At 56.9% G+C, this 17,823-nt stretch carries 13 protein-coding genes; 12 read left to right on the forward strand and 1 reads right to left on the reverse strand.

The annotated features are described in order from the left end of the window. The first annotated feature begins 13 nt into the window (after nt 1-13). The 12 genes from ACHUEV_RS15900 to ACHUEV_RS15955 all read left to right on the forward strand — a co-directional run bounded on the left by ACHUEV_RS15900 (nt 14) and on the right by ACHUEV_RS15955 (nt 16,170). The gene (locus ACHUEV_RS15900) at nt 14-1,090 is read left to right on the forward strand and encodes an alginate O-acetyltransferase AlgX-related protein (RefSeq protein ID WP_394181588.1); all 1,077 of its coding nucleotides are present in this window, start codon (nt 14-16) and stop codon (nt 1,088-1,090) included. Beyond that, on the forward strand, nt 1,083-1,835 hold the full coding sequence (locus tag ACHUEV_RS15905; RefSeq protein ID WP_394181590.1) for a hypothetical protein: 753 nt from the start codon (nt 1,083-1,085) through the stop codon (nt 1,833-1,835). The genes ACHUEV_RS15900 and ACHUEV_RS15905 overlap by 8 nt, the downstream gene beginning before the upstream one ends. Next, on the forward strand, nt 1,832-3,169 hold the full coding sequence (locus ACHUEV_RS15910; RefSeq protein WP_394181592.1) for an alginate O-acetyltransferase AlgX-related protein: 1,338 nt from the start codon (nt 1,832-1,834) through the stop codon (nt 3,167-3,169). The genes ACHUEV_RS15905 and ACHUEV_RS15910 overlap by 4 nt, the downstream gene beginning before the upstream one ends. Further along, a complete protein-coding gene (locus tag ACHUEV_RS15915) occupies nt 3,166-3,786 on the forward strand; it encodes an alginate O-acetyltransferase AlgF (RefSeq protein ID WP_394181594.1) in 621 nt (206 codons plus the stop codon). The genes ACHUEV_RS15910 and ACHUEV_RS15915 overlap by 4 nt, the downstream gene beginning before the upstream one ends. 22 nt (nt 3,787-3,808) lie before the next feature. Further along, nucleotides 3,809-6,580, forward strand: a complete 2,772-nt coding sequence (locus ACHUEV_RS15920; protein ID WP_394181596.1) for a hypothetical protein — start codon at nt 3,809-3,811, stop codon at nt 6,578-6,580. Further along, nucleotides 6,580-7,626 carry an alginate lyase family protein gene (locus ACHUEV_RS15925; protein ID WP_394181598.1) on the forward strand — a complete coding sequence of 349 codons (1,047 nt, stop codon included), beginning with the start codon at nt 6,580-6,582 and terminating at the stop codon, nt 7,624-7,626. The genes ACHUEV_RS15920 and ACHUEV_RS15925 overlap by 1 nt, the downstream gene beginning before the upstream one ends. Before the next feature lie 156 nt (nt 7,627-7,782). After that, nucleotides 7,783-8,694 (forward strand): helix-turn-helix domain-containing protein, encoded by a 912-nt coding sequence (locus ACHUEV_RS15930; protein WP_394181600.1) that lies wholly within the window; start codon nt 7,783-7,785, stop codon nt 8,692-8,694. Between the two features lie 45 nt (nt 8,695-8,739). Continuing rightward, nucleotides 8,740-10,851 (forward strand): TonB-dependent siderophore receptor, encoded by a 2,112-nt coding sequence (locus ACHUEV_RS15935; protein WP_394181602.1) that lies wholly within the window; start codon nt 8,740-8,742, stop codon nt 10,849-10,851. A gap of 32 nt (nt 10,852-10,883) precedes the next feature. Next, the gene (locus ACHUEV_RS15940) at nt 10,884-11,726 is read left to right on the forward strand and encodes an iron-siderophore ABC transporter substrate-binding protein (RefSeq protein ID WP_394181604.1); all 843 of its coding nucleotides are present in this window, start codon (nt 10,884-10,886) and stop codon (nt 11,724-11,726) included. Beyond that, nucleotides 11,723-13,678, forward strand: a complete 1,956-nt coding sequence (gene fhuB / locus ACHUEV_RS15945) for a Fe(3+)-hydroxamate ABC transporter permease FhuB (RefSeq protein ID WP_394181606.1) — start codon at nt 11,723-11,725, stop codon at nt 13,676-13,678. The genes ACHUEV_RS15940 and fhuB overlap by 4 nt, the downstream gene beginning before the upstream one ends. Next, complete coding sequence (locus ACHUEV_RS15950) at nt 13,675-14,448, forward strand: ABC transporter ATP-binding protein (protein ID WP_394181608.1); 774 nt, start codon at nt 13,675-13,677, stop codon at nt 14,446-14,448. The genes fhuB and ACHUEV_RS15950 overlap by 4 nt, the downstream gene beginning before the upstream one ends. Before the next feature lie 21 nt (nt 14,449-14,469). Continuing rightward, nucleotides 14,470-16,170, forward strand: a complete 1,701-nt coding sequence (locus ACHUEV_RS15955) for an ABC transporter ATP-binding protein (RefSeq protein WP_394181610.1) — start codon at nt 14,470-14,472, stop codon at nt 16,168-16,170. A gap of 73 nt (nt 16,171-16,243) precedes the next feature. On the opposite strand, the gene ACHUEV_RS15960 is transcribed toward ACHUEV_RS15955, so the two are convergent. Beyond that, the gene (locus tag ACHUEV_RS15960) at nt 16,244-17,716 is read right to left on the reverse strand and encodes an oligosaccharide flippase family protein (protein WP_394181612.1); all 1,473 of its coding nucleotides are present in this window, start codon (nt 17,714-17,716) and stop codon (nt 16,244-16,246) included. Nucleotides 17,717-17,823: the final 107 nt, after the last annotated feature.

Here is a 17,823-nt window from a genome sequence, read left to right on the forward strand (position 1 = left end):
CCAGAGGACCGTGATGTATTTTCAAACTGCGACAAAACTAGCGGCCCCCGTAGCATTCTTTGGCTACGCCGCATTCGCGAATATCGCCCTGTTTCAGGCCGACGTCGAAGCTCTGCACCTTGGCGGCTTTGTCAAAGGTGGGTTCACCCAAGAGGTCGACACGCTCTACCGCGCAAACCTGCCCCACCGCGATGTCGCTGTGGGCTGGGTCGGTGCCGCCCGCTATGTCCTTCTGAACGAAGGCCGCAAAGGCGTGATCGCTGGCGAAAAAGGTTGGCTGTTCAGTTCCGAGGAATTCCGCACGCAAGACCCCGATCAGATTGGCCTGAACGATACGTTGGATTGGATGGTAACCGTCCAAGACCAGCTGGCCGCGATGGGAACCGAATTGGTTGTCGTGCCGCTTCCGGCCAAGCTTGAGATCGCGCAAATCCATGGCGGCGACGCAGAACAAGCGCGATCAATTGCAGGCACATATGACCTGTTTCTGGCCGAACTGGCCGCGCGCAACATTGCCACGGTCGACACACGCCCCGCCCTAGCCGCACAAAACGCAGCATTCTTTCAAACCGACACGCACTGGACGTCGGCGGGCGCGCAGACAGTTGCCCAAACTGTCGCCGCATCTGGCATAGTTGATCACGGCACCGATACCTTCATCCGCACTGACCTCGACCCTATCCACTTTACGGGTGATCTGGTGTCGTTTGTCACCTCTGATGAACTCGCGCCAACGGTCGGGCTAACGATGGAAATGGTCACACCGTACACAGCCGAAACAACTGCTGCGTCAGCTACGGTTGATCTATTCGGCAACGACGGCCCCATCCCGATCACTTTGGTCGGCACCAGCTATTCCGCCAACCCAAACTGGAGCTTCGTCGAAGCCCTGAAATTGGCGCTAAACCACGACGTTCTGAACTATGCCGAAGAAGGCAAAGGGCCAGTCGCGCCAATGCACACCTATCTAGAAACGCTTGATCCGGCTGATGCGCCGCCGGTCGTCATCTGGGAGTTCCCAGTGCGGTATCTTAGCGACCCCGCCCTGATGAATAGCCTTTTGCCAACAAACGAGGGCGACAATGTTTAAGCTCACCACCGCACTGATCCTTTGTCTGGCGGCACCCGCTTTTGCGCAAAGCAGCGAACCCATTGAACCTAGCCGGATCACCGTTAAAATGATGCCTGGCATCACATCCTCGGCACAACTGCCGTCGCAAGAACTGATCAACGCACGCAAGGCGCTGACACAGGGCCAAACGATCTATACATCGCAAATGCGCCAAATTGCCGACCTAGGCGATGGGTTTGCCGCTTTCAAATTCGCCGAATGGCTGGCCGCAGCAGAAAACGCGCAACCGTCGGACATCGCGCATTACTATGGCATGGCGGCGGCGACTGGTCGGCTCGTGGCGTTTAACAGGCTGATCGAAACGCTTGATCATATGGATCCAGCGGACTTGCCGCGCGCGCGCAGTAACGTTCTTGAAGGGATCGTTTTCGCCTATGCCCGCGCGGGCAACAGCCGCGCTGTCGATGCCGTCATCCGCTACCAGCTTTCACAGCGTCCCTTTGGGCGGCTCGATACCGAAGTCGAAAGCCTGTTGAAGGAAGCGCACGGCGAAACGGCCGCGGCAATTTCACTGCACCTTGCCCTGACCATTCTGCAAAACCCGGCACACACCGCCGACGATCTGGAACGTGCACAGACCTATTTGGCAACCGCATCGGCGTCAGAATCCTTAGAAACACAGCTGGTCGCATCCAACCTTGGTCCGATGCTTGAACAGGCGTTCGCCGAACAACCCACACTGCCGTCGGAGGTAATCCAATGATGCCGCGCAAATCCCCTTTCAAACGGTTCATGGCCATCGCCTTTTCCGCCTTGGCGACCACCGCTGCTGCCGATTCAAATTTTGATTGCTACGGACTGGCAACCGATAGTGAACTGCCAACAGTCGAAGGCAAAGACGGCGTCTTTTTCCGGATCAAAACTGACCTGCGCATGAACCACCCGTTTTCGGACCAAAGCGTCGAACAGGTGGCCGAGTTGTCGCGTGCGCTTGCCGAAAACGGCACCACGCTGATTTTCGTACCGATCCCAACCAAAAGCGTGACGATGCCAGACTACCTGCCTGAAGAAGCCGCGCTTTATGGGTTCGATCTGGATATCGCTGTCGCCGTTCACCAAGACATCCTTGACCGACTAAATGCGGCCGGCGTCACCACCGTCGATGCACGCGAGGCGATGCGCGAAACCACAGACGGGGACCTGCCGTTCTTTAAGGCCGATTTCCACTGGTCCGCAGCCGGCGCACGCGAAACGGCGCAGGCGATTGCCGATACAATCCAAGGCTTCCCAACCTACGAAGAACTGGACCCAACACAGTTTGAAACGACACCTTTGGTAGTCGGGATCGCGTTTTCGGGGATGCGCCGCGAACTGCAAGAACATTGCATGGATACGCTGCCAGAAGCCGAAACAATGACCTATGAAACCACCCAGACCGAGGCGCTTGACCTAGGCGAAGGCGGGCTGGATTTGTTTGGCGACGAGGAAATCACGACCCAAGTTGCCCTGCTAGGCACGTCGTTCTCTGACAGCCCGATCAACAACTTTCCGGGTTTTCTGGCGGAATACACCCAGCTCGAGGTCGTGAACTACGCGCTAACCGGCGGGAACCAGTTTGGCGCGATGACGTCTTACCTGACATCGACCGAATTTCAGGAAACGCGACCGCGTTTTTTGGTCTGGGAAAACCCGATCTACACCAACCTTGCACAATATGGCGATCAGCCGATGCGCGAATTGATCGCCGCTGCCGGACAGACCTGTACCGTTCCGCTGGACGCACAGGTCGATGATACGAACTCTGTGATCACTGTTGATCTAACCCCTTACGATTTGGGCCCTGAAGACACGATATTCTTTGATATCCACCAGCTTGCAGGCACCAAAGCAAATTTCCAGTTTCAGTCGCATGACGGCTTGAAGCGGAACAAAATTATCGAACGAGGCGAGCGTCTAAGCCGGACAGGCCGCTTTTACATGCCGTTGTCGGGACTTTGGGCCGATGGCGCAGCTTCGGTCGATATATCGACGTCGGGCCCTTTTACCACTCAGCCCAGCGTTTTTGCCTGTACCTCCCAAATAAAGGAAGAAATATGAAACGTCCGCTTATAGCCGCAGCCGCGGTGTTCCTTGCTCAGGTTAGCCCCTCTTTGGCCGACGATGGCCTATATCAGGACGTGGCAGACCCTAACTCTAGTTTTGTTCGGGTCGTCGCACCCGGCCAAACAGTCGCTTCGATCAATGGGGAAAGCGTCCGCGACATCGCTTCAGGTGTCTCTGACTATGTGAACGTCATGCCCGGTGAAATCGATGTGGTTTTACCAAACGGGACTGGCGTCGTCGAAGTCGGCCCAAGCGCCTATTACACTGTGCTGTTCACAGATGACGGGCAAACAGAAGTCATCACAGATGACATTACCAACAGCCCCTCAAAGGCCGATATTTCCGTCTACAACCTGACGGACACGCCGGGCATCGACGTATTTGTTCCACAGGCAAATGCAGTCGCGCTTGAAGGTATCGAAGCCATGCAAGGGCAGTCCATCGCGATCAAAGCGCCGCTGACGCTGGATTTCGAACTGCGCACTGGTGACGAAGTGCTTGCCACGGTTTCGCAGGTCGATCTGGTCCGCAACGCTGGTGTCTCTATCGTTCTGTTACAAACAGACGACGGATACTCCGCATTCGCTACGGAAAATTCCTACCTCAAGTGAGGTAGCTAACAGGAGTAACCACATGTTCGGTTTCGTTCATTCGCCAAAACAACACTGGTCAGCGATCCTTTCGGTGCTTGCCCTGTCAGTCGCACCGATCGCGACCATTGCCCAAGAGGCGAGCACAAACGTGCTCGACCTCGAATTCCTTCCTCCCGAAATCACACCGACTCGCATCTGTGTCCCGCGTGCGCCCGACGCTGATACCATCGCAGCATGGGAAAACTGGGACGGCAATGCGCTCCCTAATATTGAGCCATCCTTGATCAAACGCGATATCAATCGCCTGCAACAGATTGACGCGTCATATTGGCATGAAACGATCGAGCTGATGATCACCCGCCTTGCGGAATCCGACGATGGCTATGCCGGAAACAACGCACTGATGGCGCGCATTTCCGCGATGATTGCGGCCGGCAAATTCGAAGAACTGCGCAGCCAGCAATTGGTGACACAGCTGGCCGCCGACGAAGACCTGCTGTCCCCGCGCCTGAAAAACGCGCTGTCAGGTTACTTTCGTGACGGGGTTGGCGTTGACCGCGATATTGACCGTGCCAATGCGTTGCTTGTTGACGCCGGGTATTCCGGCAACGCTGACGCGCTATTGGCGCTCACCAGACTTGAACTGTCTGGCAAAGGCATCGAAGGCTGGGACGTAGCCCCAGAACTCGCCGTAACAATGGCCTTTGGGTCGTTGGTGGGCGAACTTGATCCCTCAATCTGCGACCGCGTTGCGCGGATCGCCCGCGAATATAACAGCGGTGAAATCGTAAAACACAGTCCGCAATTGGCGCATGACTGGTTCCGTTTTGCTGCCGACCTTGGCGATTCAAATTCAGCATGGAAGATCGTCGAATACCACATGCTGGCCGAGAACTTTGAAAAAGATAACGACGTTCTTATCCAATATCTGACCCAAGCATCAGACGCGCAGCTGCCCTATGCGCAAATTGCACTAGGGCGTATTTTTGAAACCGGTGCCTTGGTCGAACGCGACCTTGATAGATCCCTGCAACTGTTTCGCGCTGCGGCCAGATCAGGGCTGCGCCCCGGCCTAACCCGCCTTGCGCTATTCTTGGAAGCACACGGTGACCGCTACCCCGGCACCTATAATGAACGCATCGCTGCGCTTCATAAGCTTGCCGAATTGGACGACGTCGCCGGCTGGGTTTTTGCCCGCCTCGCAGAGGACGTCTATCAACGCGAAGGTCGTTGGGCTGGCCAAGAACAAGCCGTGGCCTATCTAGAACGCGCTGCCGAACTGGGTGACATGGATGGATCAATCGACCTTGCGCTTGCCTTGGTCGCACAACGTGGCAGCCCACAAGACTTTGAACGCGCCGTCGATTTGCTGTCCTATTCCGTTTCTGCACTGGGCGGCGGTACGCCAGCTAAGCTGCTGCACGGTGTTTTCATGTGCCAAGCCCAAGACAGCCCGCGCATTCAAGAGGCCCAATATTGGTTGGATGTGGAACGGGCGACAGGCACGGCAAACGCGGAAATCAGCGCACGTGACCTGATCGCGCTTGACCGCAAAGATGACGCGCTCACCATCGCGCTGATCCAGTCTCAGGCGCTTTACGGTCGTGCCAAAGCAATGGCGAGCTATCTCAAATACATCGAAAACGCCCCTGAAACCACGCCTGCGATGCTGGAATTCTGGCGCGACTATTCGAACCAATACACCAGCGTTCTAGAAGCCCTTGCCGATCTGGAATTCGAACTGGCCCAAAACCCATCGGAACGGGTCGTTGCCTTTGATCTGCTCCGCAAAGAATACCAGCAATCAGGTGCGCCTGCCGCGCTGGCCCTTGCCCAAGCGATGATCGACTACCAATCAGACGCATCATTTAGCACCGACGAAGTGCGCGCCCTGCTCGAAGTCCCTGCTTACGAAGGCCAAGGTGCCGCAATGCGCCTGCTGACAGCACTGGACACGGACGAAGAAAGCGGTCGCCGGGTATTCGAACAATTCGCTGATGTCATCGAAGCAAACGGCGACTTTGACGCGCTGGTCTTCGCGATCCCTCATTTGGATGTCGAAAGCCGGATCAACTATCTATCACGCGCTGCTGGTATCATTCCGTGTGACTATAAAAACGTCATGGCCATGTCCCGCCTGTATCTTGAAATCGGCGATACCGAAAAAGCGCTGCATTGGATGGGCATCGCTGAATATCTTCTCGAAGAAAACCCTTGGACCATGGTCGACCTTGCCCGGACAGAGCTGGACATCCTTGGCATGGAAGCCGCACCAAAAGCGATGGACCTGTTTGAACGCGCCGCCGCGCTGGGTGACACCAACGCCCCAAAGGGCATGTTCGATCTGCTGGTGACCACCGACGCCGAAACCTACGATCCAGAACGCGCCGCTGGTATGATTACCCAAGCAATGGACGATCCCGCCCACGCACATCTGACCCGCTTTCTTGGGGTGTACCGCGGTGCCAATGACGACGCCAAAGCCGAGATCGAGTCTCGATTGGATATGCCGCAGGTCTATCTGACCGCTGCAAATTCTGGTGATGTGTTCTCGATGCGGGCCTACGCGCTGCACCTACGCGAAAACGCCGCAAACAATGCGGAACTGGCCACCTCAACCGAATGGCTCGAACGCGCAGCCGAAGGTGGCGATACGACAGCAATGGCTGAATTTGGCTATGCTCTTGCCTTTGGGATCGGAACAGAAGCCAACCTCGAAAGCGCGGTATCGTGGCTCGAACGCGCAGCCGCGAACGGGTCTGAAAAAGCAGCCACAATCACTGCGCTGCTCAATATTAGCGAGGACACCTAATGCGTAGATATGTTGCACTGATGGGGGCCAGCGTTCTGATGTCCATAGCAAGCCCCGCAATCGCCCAAGACGAAACCTGCGCACCCGCGCCAGAACCGGTGATCACGCTGGGTTTTGGCAGCCGCTACACCGACGACAGCAAATCACGCTCTGAGATCGACAAAGAAAGCAATGACGCGGTGAACGCCGCGCTTGGGCCGATTGACGATTTCTTGCGCGATCTAACCCGAATGGCAAACAACGTCACCCGTGGTGACGACGACCAAATCGCCCAAGCCGATTGCGTCGTCGCGCAAATGGCGACATGGGCGGACGCTGACGCCTTTTCTGACCTTGAAACCATCACCGCCAATTTCTCAATCGGGTCGCGGCTAGCAGCCTTTGCCTTGGCTTATCGGCAGGTCGCACCCTTTGCGGCAGACACAAAGGCACGCCAATCCATCGAAGACTGGCTTGGCCGTCGCACAGATGAACAAATGACGTTCTGGGAAGAGGACGCAACGTCAGGCGCCAAGACAGGCAACCTTCGGGCATGGTCCACCCTTGGGATCAACCTCGTTGGGCAAATCCGCAATGATCCCGTCGCGCTACGTTGGTCCGCGTGGTCGGCCACATTCCTACAATGTCAGGCGCTAGAAGATGGCAGCCTTCCCCAAGAAATGCGGCGCGGAAAATACGCGCTGCACTATCAACTCCATGCAGTTGCACCGCTGGTTGTGACGACGCTTTTGCTTGAACAGCAAGGGCTGTCGATCAAAGGGGTCTGCGACAATGCATTAGACCGGATCGTCGCCTTCACACTCGCTGATCTTGAAACGGGCGAAGCCAGCGCCGCCTATTCCGGCGAAACGCAAACGCTGTTTGATGGAACCGAGGAACTGCAAAGCTTCCAAATGGCATGGCTCGAGGCATATTTGGCGCTTTCTCCAAACGCTGAACTTGATGCCTATGCTGACACTTTCCGACCTTTGGGAAACAGCAAATTGGGTGGGGATCAAGCATTGCTCTGGGCAAATGATGGGTTCGGCGCGGGCTCTGATGGGTAACTAAAGGCTAGGTTGGCGCTCCGTTGACGTTTTTGCTGCAATGCGGCACAATATCCTTGCTCAGCTGTCGCCAGGCCATCCCTTAATCATTTGTTCATAACACGTATCGTCGCGTTGCGCCGCGGCCGTTGTGAACCCCGTTCCAGCGAGTCCGCAATGACATTTATGCCCCGTATGACTGCCGAGACGCATGCGATCCGCACCGTGCGTCCCTTGTCGTGGCGTCGTTGGCCGGGTGTTATCGCAGACGTCTGGCACGTTCATGGCGATGCAGGTGGCGGCGGTTTCTACCGCTCGCCCGATCCGCGATTGGTCGTGTTTTTGGGGGACGGTGCCAACGATCTGCGCATTCGCACGGATGAAACCGCACCATGGACCCATGATGTTGGCGTCTTTTACGTCCCCGCTGGCGTCCCATTGTGGAGCGAGCTGGACCGCGAAGGCCCCTATGCCCATCTTGATCTGCATCTAGATGCTGGCCCACTCGCACAGCGCATGCAAACATTGGTCGCCCCGTCCGCGCTCACACAGCCACGGCTTTTGAAAAGCACCGACCGCATAAACGCGCTCGCCAGTATGATCGCCGAAGAAGTGATGACGCCATCGCGCCCCGATCTTATGATTGACGGCTTGTTTTCTGCGCTCATGACCGAGGTACTCGAACTGCCCGCGCCGCAGCCAGAGGCCGAGCGCGGTGGCCTCTCACCCCATACACTGACCAAACTGGAAAATTACGCGCGGCAAAGTCTGGATCGGCGTATCACGGTCGCCGAACTGGCCGATGTCGCCAACCTGTCCGAAAGCTGGCTAACGCGTGCATTCCGTCAAAGCCTTGGCACGACCCCGCAAAGATGGCTGACATCTCTGCGCCTTGCCACGGCCCAAGACCTGATGGCTAACTTGTCACTCCCCTTGGCCGAAGTCGCAGCCGAGGCTGGATTCGCCGATCAGGCCCACCTCACACGTGTTTTCCGAACCCATCACGGTCAGACGCCGGGTGACTGGAGAAAACGTCGTTTTGTCCCGAATCCGACAAATCACGACAGTTTGGTTCAAGCCAATCGTTAATTTCCGACTTAAACGGTCGGAAATTAAATTACCTCGGACACGCACATGACCCTTACATCTCGGCTTACCTTGCTGGCCAGCGCCAGCATTTTTGCGCTTTCATCATCAGCGCAAGCTCAATCAACGGCGGATCTTTACGATCTTGGCTCGATCCAACTCGAAGGAGAGATCGATCCATCCGACCCGGTCCCCGGCTACGTTGCCACAAACGCACAGACCGCGACCAAAACAGGCACGCCAATCCTCGAGACACAGCAATCTGTTTCTGTAATCACCGGCGAACAGATCGAAGACCAAGGCGCAACGACACTGGGCGATACGCTCGGCTACACTGCCGGACTGACAGCACAGCCTTTCGGCACCGACCCGCGCTTTGACAGCCCCACCATCCGCGGCTTCAACGGGTCTGACGCGCAGTACCTGAACGGCCTGCGTATCATGCGCGACTTTGGTGCGCCTTCGTTTGAGATCTACTCGCTTGAGCGCGTCGAAGTCCTAAAAGGGCCTTCATCTGTGATGTACGGCTCTGGCATCCCCGGCGGCGTCATCAACCAAGTCCAAAAACGTGCGCAATTTGTCGACTTTGGCGAAGCTGGCGTTGGCGTCGGTGACCCAACCGCGACTGAAGGCTTTGTGGATTGGAACCACAACTACACCGACAACTTTGCAGCACGTTTCACAGCAGTGGCACGCGACAGCGAAGAAGATGTCGAAGAACTCACAAACCAGCGTGGCTATTTGGGCGTGGCAACACGTTGGGAAATTTCAGACGCCACAACATTGCAGTTCCTCGGCTCCTACCAGAAAGACTCGCCAATCACTCCGGCTGGCGTTCCTTATGACCTAATCGGCCAGGTTAACGACAAAGACCTGCGTAGCTTCTATGCCGGTGATCCAACAGACGACAACAGCGACCGCGAAACATTGAACCTCGGGTTCGAACTCAGCCACGACTTGAACGAAGATTGGTCGATTGACGTTGGCTACCGCCACCAAAACTTCGATTGGGACTACACCGGTTTCTATGTGAACAACGCAGTTGCAGATGGCGACACAGTTACACGGGGCGGAAACAACCAATTCGAAGACAGCGTCACAGACAACCTAGACGTCCGCCTAAGTGGCACCGTCTGGACTGGGGCTGCTACACACGATCTGCTGTTTGGTGTCGATGTTCGTCGCTATGATGTTCAAAACCAAACTGATTTCTTATCTGCCGATGACATCAGCTTCTCTGACCCTGATTACAGCGGTGCAAACCTAGGTGCAGCTTGGTACACGGCAACTAACGATCTGGTTCTCGAACAGCTCGGTGTTTATGCTCAAGATGAAATTTCTATCGGTAACTTGCGTGCTTCCCTTGCGTTGCGCCATGACAGTGCCGAGCAGACTGGCACATCTTGGAACAACTTTGGTGGTGAATCTGACGCCAGCCAAAGCGACAAAGCGACCACCGGTCGGGCAGGTCTATCGTATGTGTTCGACAATGGCGTCGCACCCTATGCAAGCTATGCAACATCGTTCGATCCGACAGTTGGCAGCGATATCGATGGTAACGCACTGAAGCCAACTGAAGGCGAGCAGTGGGAACTGGGAGTCAAATGGGAACCAACAACCTTTAATGGCTTCTTCTCAGCAGCGGTTTACGACCTGACACAAAGCAACCTCTCAGCAGCGGTTGAGGAAAACGGCGTCTCGGGCACACGTCAAATCGGCGAAGTAACGTCCAAAGGTCTAGAGCTGGAAGGTTCTGTCGATCTGGACAACGGCTGGAACCTTCGTGGACAGTACACTTGGAACGAAACTGAGCAGACCAAGGGCGACAACGTCGGTAACGAAATGCCAAACGCACCCGCGCATAACGCAAGCCTTTGGGCCAACTATGGCTTTGGCAACGACAGCGCTCTCGAAGGGCTGCGCGTTGGTGGCGGTGTTCGCTACATCGGCACACGTTTCGGCGACACAGCAAACGCATACGAAATGGAAGACGTCACATTGCTTGATCTTCAGACAAGCTATGACGTGACCGAAGACATCGCAGTATCGCTGAACGTCACCAACCTGACTGACGTCGCATATGTCGCCAACTGTGGCGGGTTTGGTTGCTACTATGGCGACGGCCGCACCGTTCAGGCGCGTATGTCTTACAAGTGGTAAACGCTTCTAACACCTTTGGGCGCCGCGCATTTATGTGCGGCGCTCTTGCGTCGCTCGCGCTTCCTGCGCGGGCGGATACGCCTCGGATTGCGGCCATTGATTGGGCCATGCTTGAAACCGCTATGGCGCTTGGCATTGTTCCCGTCGCCGCCTGCGAACTGATCCGATTTCGCGCAGATGCCGTGACCCCCGACCTTCCGCAATCGGTTGTTGATCTGGGACTACGCAGCGCACCAAATTTCGAACTTTTGCAATTAACGCGCCCAACCCTGATCCTTTCGTCGCCATGGTACGGCTATATTGAGCCGCGCCTTTCCGCGATTGCGCCTGTGTTCAGCCAGACCTTCTATTTCGCCGACAAAGACCCGTGGCAAAAATCCATCGAGGCATTGCACGGCTTGGCCGGGCAGCTTGGTATCCCTGAAACTGCAAATCAGGTCGAAGCCGCTGCACAGGCTGAACTGGCCCAAATGCGCGACGCACTCACGCCATTTCGTGACCGTCCCGTTTACATCACCCAAATCGGCGACCCTCGCCATTTCCGCGCGTTCGGCGCAGATAGCATGTTTGGCGCCGTCTTATCCCTATTGGGTCTAACCAATGCGTGGGATGGCAGCACCGAATACTCATTTGCCGCGCCGGTCCCGCTTGAACGGCTTGCACCAAAGCCTGACGCCCGCATCATCGCGGTGTCCGGCATTCCTGCCGTCGCCGAACAAGGCCTACGCAATTCGGTGCTTTGGAACCGGCTAGAGCCAGTCGCCCAAGGCCGTTTTGCCACAATAGGCAACATCAACCCATTTGGCGGGCTTCCCGCCGGGCTGCGGTTTGCGCGGTTGTTGACCAACGCCTTAACCCAAGGGCACGCTGGATGAAGATCGCTATACTGCCACTTTCGTTTCTTCTTGCGGTTGGGCTTTGGCTCGCTGCGGCGCAGCCTTGGGTAACGGGTGGATGGCCGCTGCCGCCGTTTGACGCTGCAAGCCTTAGCTTTGACCACATCCTACTTGCCTATGGTCACATGCCGCGCGGGATTATCGCATTGCTGGTTGGGGCATTACTTGGACTTTCGGGTGCCTTGCTGCAGATCGTCCTGCGCAACCCTATCGCCGATCCGTCAACACTGGGCATTTCCGCGGGGGCGCAACTTGCCCTAGTCGCCGTGACTGTTTTGGCCCCCGAGTGGCTGGCGTGGGGGCGTTGGCCAATCGCCATGTTCGGCGCGATGGCTGCACTGGCAATCGTGATGGGCATCGGGGCGGCACGCGCATTCCACCCTGTGACAATGGTGATCGCCGGCATGCTTGTCGCGTTGTTCGCCTCATCATTTGCGGCGGCATTAACGCTGGCGCAGGGGCAATATCTGTTCTCACTGGTCGTTTGGAATGGCGGTTCATTGGTGCAAACAGGCTGGGGACCAACCTTCACATTGATCGCGGCCCTCATCATTGGCGGCATCGGCGCAGCGCTTTTGGCACGCCCGCTTAGCGTTTTGGGACTAGCGGCAGAAACGGCGCGATCGCTTGGGCTGAACGTCGCGTGGGTGCGCGGTTTAGCGGTGCTTTTGGCATGTGGACTGGCGGCAAGCGTATCGGCAACTGTTGGACTGGTCGCCTTTGTCGGGCTTGCAGCCCCCGCAATCAGCCGCGCATTGGGCGCACGCAAACCAGCGCAGGTGCTTTGGATGGCACCAATCGCAGGCGCGCTGCTACTGTCAGTATGTGATGGGCTGGTGCTGACCGTCGCTGGCGCAGGCGGCGAAATGTTCCCAACTGGCGCTGTAACAGGTTTGATCGGCGGGCCCCTATTGCTGTGGCTACTGCCGCGCCTTCGCGCAACACCGCCGCCAGCGCATTCAGATGCATTACCACGACGCAAACGCCCTGCCCTAATGCTATGGGCATTGGCAGTCTTTTCAATCGTCTTGCTCGTGATCCTTGTTATGGTCGGTCGCCTGCCTGATGGCTGGGCCTTACTTGACCGCGAAAGCCTTGCCCTGTTCCTGCCCAATCGGCTACCGCGTCTGATTGGCGCGGCAAGCGCTGGTGGGCTGCTCGCCCTTTCAGGCGCAATCCTTCAGCGGCTTACAGCAAACCCGCTTGCCTCGCCCGAGGTGTTAGGCGTCTCTGGCGGGGCGGCAATGGGATATGCTGGGCTGTTGTTCCTGACGGCGGCACCAACTGCATTGCAGCTAACGCTAGGGGCAACAGTCGGCGGGGCGCTGGCGCTGGCATTAATTACCCTATGCGTTTTGGGCCGGAACGCACGGCCAGAGCGGCTGTTGCTGGCAGGTGTGGCCGTGTCATCGCTTGCGGCATCGGTACTTTCACTTTTGATGGCCGCAGGCACAATGAAAAGCTTTGCTATTCTCGCTTGGCTGTCTGGGTCCGCATCGGCACTCACAGGTACTGGGGCGGCGGCATTGGCCGGATTGCTAGTCGGACTAACTATCGGCGCGCTCTTCTTGGGCCGTTGGCTGGCGATCCTCCCACTGGGGCCAGAGGTCGCGCGCGCGCTTGGCATTCCAGTACGGTTGGCGACGGTTGCTATGGTCCTTCTTGCTGGGCTGGCGACTGGGGCCGCCACAATCCTTGTTGGGCCACTTAGCTTTGTTGGCTTGATGGCACCACATTTGGCGCGGCATTTGGGATTTGCCCGCGCAACTGATCACTTGCTTGGCAGTATGCTTATCGGCGTATTGCTGATGCTTGCCGCCGATTTCGGCGCACGTATGGCAAGCTTTCCTTATGACCTGCCACTTGGCCTGTTTGCGTCGCTTTTGGGCGCACCCTGGCTGATCTGGCTACTACTGCGGAGACCCGCATGACCACACTGTATGACATTCAAAACCTGACCTTCACCGTGCCGGGACGCACGCTGCTGGACGATGTGAAACTGTCGGTGCCTGCGGGCAAGGTAACCGGGCTGATCGGGCATAATGGGTCTGGCAAATCGACACTGCTAAAACTGCTGGCACGGCAGATCACGCCCACATCCGGCACCATCGCCTTTCACGGTCAATCACTGCCCGACTGGAATGCACGCAAACTGGCACGGCGACTTGCGTATCTGCCGCAACACCTGCCCACGGCCGAAGGATTGCTGGTACGCGAACTCGCGGCACTCGGGCGATATCCTTGGCATGGGCCGCTTGGCCGACCCGGCCCCGAAGACCAAAACGCCATCGATGAAGCTGTCACCGCCTGCGGGTTGGATGGGCTTGCGGATCGACGGGTTGATACGCTTTCGGGGGGTGAGGCACAGCGCGCATGGCTTGCTATGTTGATCGCGCAAGAGGCCGATTGCCTGCTGCTGGATGAACCGATCTCGGCGCTGGATATCGTGCATCAGGTCGAAGTTCTGAACCTCGTGCAGAAACTTAGCCACGACAGCGGGCGCAGCATCATCGTCGTGTTACACGATCTCAATATGGCAGCACGGTTCTGCGATCACATCGTCGCACTACGCGGCGGGACAGTCGCCATGCAAGGGACCCCGACTGACCTGATGAACCCAACCGAACTGCAATCCATCTATGGTGCCAATATGGAGGTGCTTTCCCGCGCCGATGGCACCCCAATCGCACACCCCAACTAAACCCGAAGGTCACGCAGCCACATGCTCCGCAAATTCTTCGCCTACTACCGGCCACACAAGAAACTTCTGTGGCTGGATCTTTCCTGTGCCATCCTGTCAGGTCTTCTAGAACTGGTGTTTCCGCTCGCCATTGCAGCGTTTATCGACCAACTGCTTCCGGCGGGTGATTGGGCCATGACGGTATTGGCCGCCTTTGGGCTGGTTGCGGTCTATCTGGTGAATACCGGGCTGATGGCAGTGGTGATCTATTGGGGCCATACGCTTGGGATCAATATCGAAACAGAAATGCGCGCCCGCGCCTTTGCGCATATCACCCGGCTTAGCTGGACATGGTTTGACCGCAATGAAACAGGCAAACTGGTATCCCGGGTCACCCGCGATCTCGAAGAAATCGGCGAAGTCGCCCACCACGGCCCCGAAGATGTGCTGATCGCGCTGATGACGTTCATCGGGGCATTCGCACTGATGCTTTACCTGCATCCACCACTTGCGTTTATCACGCTCACGATTGTTCCGGTGATGGTCTGGCTTCTTGCCGTCTATGGCGGACGGATGACACGCACATGGCAGGCCATCTATGGCCGGGTCGGCGCGTTTAATGTTCGGCTCGAAGAAAGCATCGGCGGCATCCGTGTTGTCCAAGCCTTTACCAACGAAAACCATGAACGCGACCTGTTCGACAGCGACAACCAGCGCTACCGCAAAACCAAGCTAGAGGCATACCGGATCATCGCCGCCCTCACCGCGCTGCACTATATGGGGCTGCGCGCGGTGCAAGTCGTCGTGATGGTCGCTGGCGCTGGCTACGTGTTTCAGGGCGGGCTGTCTGCCGGGGGTTATGTCGCATTCTTGCTGCTGGTTGGCGTGTTTTTCCGCCCACTGGAAAAAATCGCCGCCGTGGTCGAAACCTACCCACGCGGGATCGCCGGATTCCGCAGCTATTTGGACCTGCTTTCGCAAAAGCCCGACATTACCGACGCAGCAGACGCAACACCCGCCCCTGCCCTTCGCGGCGAAATCACATTCGACAACGTAGAGCTCAGCTATGACGGCGCCCGCGGTGTGCTGCATGGAATTTCACTAGATGTGAAGCCGGGCGAAACCGTAGCCTTTGTCGGGCCATCGGGGGCTGGGAAAACCTCGCTCATGGCACTGATCCCACGTTTTTACGACCCAACCAGCGGCGAAATCCGGATCGACGGGGTGCCGCTGCAGAAAATGACGCTAGATTCTCTGCGAAAACAGGTCGGGCTCGTGTCCCAAGACGTGTTCCTGTTCGGCGGCACATTGCGCGATAACATTGCGTATGGACGGCTAGACGCGACCGACGCAGAAATCCGCGAGGCCGTGAAACAGGCCCGGCTTGAACCGCTCATCGAAACTCTACCCGAGGGGTTGAACACAATCGTCGGCGAACGCGGCGTGATGCTGTCTGGCGGACAACGCCAACGAGTCGCAATCGCGCGCGTCTTCCTGCGTAATCCACCTGTGCTTCTGCTCGACGAAGCCACTTCAGCGCTCGATCGCAGCACGGAACGCGAAGTACAGGCTGAACTCGCACGGCTTGCCGTCGGACGAACAACGCTGATCATCGCCCACCGGCTAGACACAATCCGCCACGCCGACAGGATCGTGGTGATCGACGCTGGCAAAATCGTCGAAATAGGGACCCACGACGAACTCGTCGCACGACAGGCCGCCTATTTCGCTATGTTGGGGTAACGCCCAGCATATCAAGCATGCACATCATCCGGCGTAATCGTGCACAGTCAAAAGTTTAGCGCATAGGTGCTTATCAACGACCGTTTGCGTTTGCAGAACTATGCAACCAGTTGATGTCTGCTTTTATGCCCTGCCACGTCACTAACGCGGTCAGCCCGCTCGCTAAAAGGCATAGTACGAGTATGAGAAGCGTCTGTACGGCGTCGGGAAAATCCAACGGCAGTATGATGAATGACCCCAACCAACCGATCACTAGCCCCACGAACGACGGGAGGACTAGCGGCATCGCGACGGATCGGATGCTCAGTGGCACACAGCGGTTCATGTAGCTCCAGTACCGCGGCAGGTAGGCAACGGCGAATAGGCTACGCACCAAAACCGCAATTTCTAACCCCAAAGGCAAAGCCGCGAGAAAGATCGCAACACCTAAGAAACAACGCTCAATAGCCATTCGTAGCCGCAGGTCAGTTCTGTCGGCGACCATGAAGACGCGAGCGCCAAGTGACGTGATCATATCGACAAGAAATCCGGGAGCAGCGAGCCCGAATATAATGGCGATCCCACCCCAAGGTTCAGAAAGCAGCCACGTGAAGACCGGTCGTCCATTAAAAGCCAACACCAGAATGCCCGGAAACATGAACGTCGCAAGCAACCGCGTGGCCGCAATATAAGATCGTCCAACATCCGCCCCACCCGCGCCATCACGCCATTGTCGTGACATCGAGACCATGGCGACTTGGGACAGTGGACCGGTAATACCAAGGCGCGGAAACCTGGATACGCGCTCGGCCATAGACCACAACGAAACGGCAAGGGTCCCGAATACCTGGTTAAAGGCGATGACCGGTGCCTGATTTTGCAGGACCATCACACCCGAAAACAGCAGCGTATTGGTGCCAAATTTCAGATGAGGCCGCAGCAATGACCGGCGAAAGACAAGCCGTGGCCGAAACGATGATAGCCAAAACACACCGAACATTCGTATCCCAACCAAAAGCACCTGCTGAATCACAAGTGACCAATAGCCGTAGCCAAGAAACGCCATACCAACCGCCACACCTACGCTTGTTATACCAGAAAAACCGATGACGCCTGACATGACATCAAAGCGGAACGACCGCTCAATCTCGGCCTGATGCACGGAAATAAGCGACTGCATCATGGGGACCGAGGCCAGAACAATTATGACCGCAACCAGTTCTGGTTGGTTCATGGCATGGGCGTAAAACGGTGCGATGGCCGCGACGATCAGGCCAAGAAAAACGCCCAAGGCGGCGAGGAACCAAAACACGGTGCTCCATTCGGTTTCGTCGTAATGCTGCGTCCGGATAAGCGAGCGGCCAAAACCCGCGTCGCTAAAGGTATTTGCAAAAACCGGAACCACCATTCCAAGGCTCACAATGGCAAAGTCTTCGATCGTTAAAAGGCGGGCAAGGATTGGCAGGCTGAGGAACTGCAAAAACATCATGATTGCGCGTGCGCCCATTAATTGGCTGACGCTCGCAAAGAAGTTGTCAGTGGAAGGGCGTGCCCGTGTCAGACGCACGATTGGACCTCAGGATAAAAACAATCGGCAGGCTTTCGCTGCTTTGTCGCCAATGATCGGCAAAAAGCCGCCGAAATGTCGTATTTGCGCCCCAATAACGACCGGGC

The organism is Yoonia maritima (assembly GCF_043641945.1).
Classification (GTDB): domain Bacteria; phylum Pseudomonadota; class Alphaproteobacteria; order Rhodobacterales; family Rhodobacteraceae; genus Yoonia; species Yoonia maritima_B.

What these genes read in the sequence shown, in the direction of transcription:
- ACHUEV_RS15900 (WP_394181588.1), top strand. Translation starts at nt 14, where the DNA reads ATGTATTTTCAAACTGCGACAAAACTAGCGGCCCCCGTAGCATTCTTT.
- ACHUEV_RS15905 (WP_394181590.1), top strand. Translation starts at nt 1,083, where the DNA reads ATGTTTAAGCTCACCACCGCACTGATCCTTTGTCTGGCGGCACCCGCT.
- ACHUEV_RS15910 (WP_394181592.1), top strand. Translation starts at nt 1,832, where the DNA reads ATGATGCCGCGCAAATCCCCTTTCAAACGGTTCATGGCCATCGCCTTT.
- ACHUEV_RS15915 (WP_394181594.1), top strand. Translation starts at nt 3,166, where the DNA reads ATGAAACGTCCGCTTATAGCCGCAGCCGCGGTGTTCCTTGCTCAGGTT.
- ACHUEV_RS15920 (WP_394181596.1), top strand. Translation starts at nt 3,809, where the DNA reads ATGTTCGGTTTCGTTCATTCGCCAAAACAACACTGGTCAGCGATCCTT.
- ACHUEV_RS15925 (WP_394181598.1), top strand. Translation starts at nt 6,580, where the DNA reads ATGCGTAGATATGTTGCACTGATGGGGGCCAGCGTTCTGATGTCCATA.
- ACHUEV_RS15930 (WP_394181600.1), top strand. Translation starts at nt 7,783, where the DNA reads ATGACATTTATGCCCCGTATGACTGCCGAGACGCATGCGATCCGCACC.
- ACHUEV_RS15935 (WP_394181602.1), top strand. Translation starts at nt 8,740, where the DNA reads ATGACCCTTACATCTCGGCTTACCTTGCTGGCCAGCGCCAGCATTTTT.
- ACHUEV_RS15940 (WP_394181604.1), top strand. Translation starts at nt 10,884, where the DNA reads ATGTGCGGCGCTCTTGCGTCGCTCGCGCTTCCTGCGCGGGCGGATACG.
- fhuB (WP_394181606.1), top strand. Translation starts at nt 11,723, where the DNA reads ATGAAGATCGCTATACTGCCACTTTCGTTTCTTCTTGCGGTTGGGCTT.
- ACHUEV_RS15950 (WP_394181608.1), top strand. Translation starts at nt 13,675, where the DNA reads ATGACCACACTGTATGACATTCAAAACCTGACCTTCACCGTGCCGGGA.
- ACHUEV_RS15955 (WP_394181610.1), top strand. Translation starts at nt 14,470, where the DNA reads ATGCTCCGCAAATTCTTCGCCTACTACCGGCCACACAAGAAACTTCTG.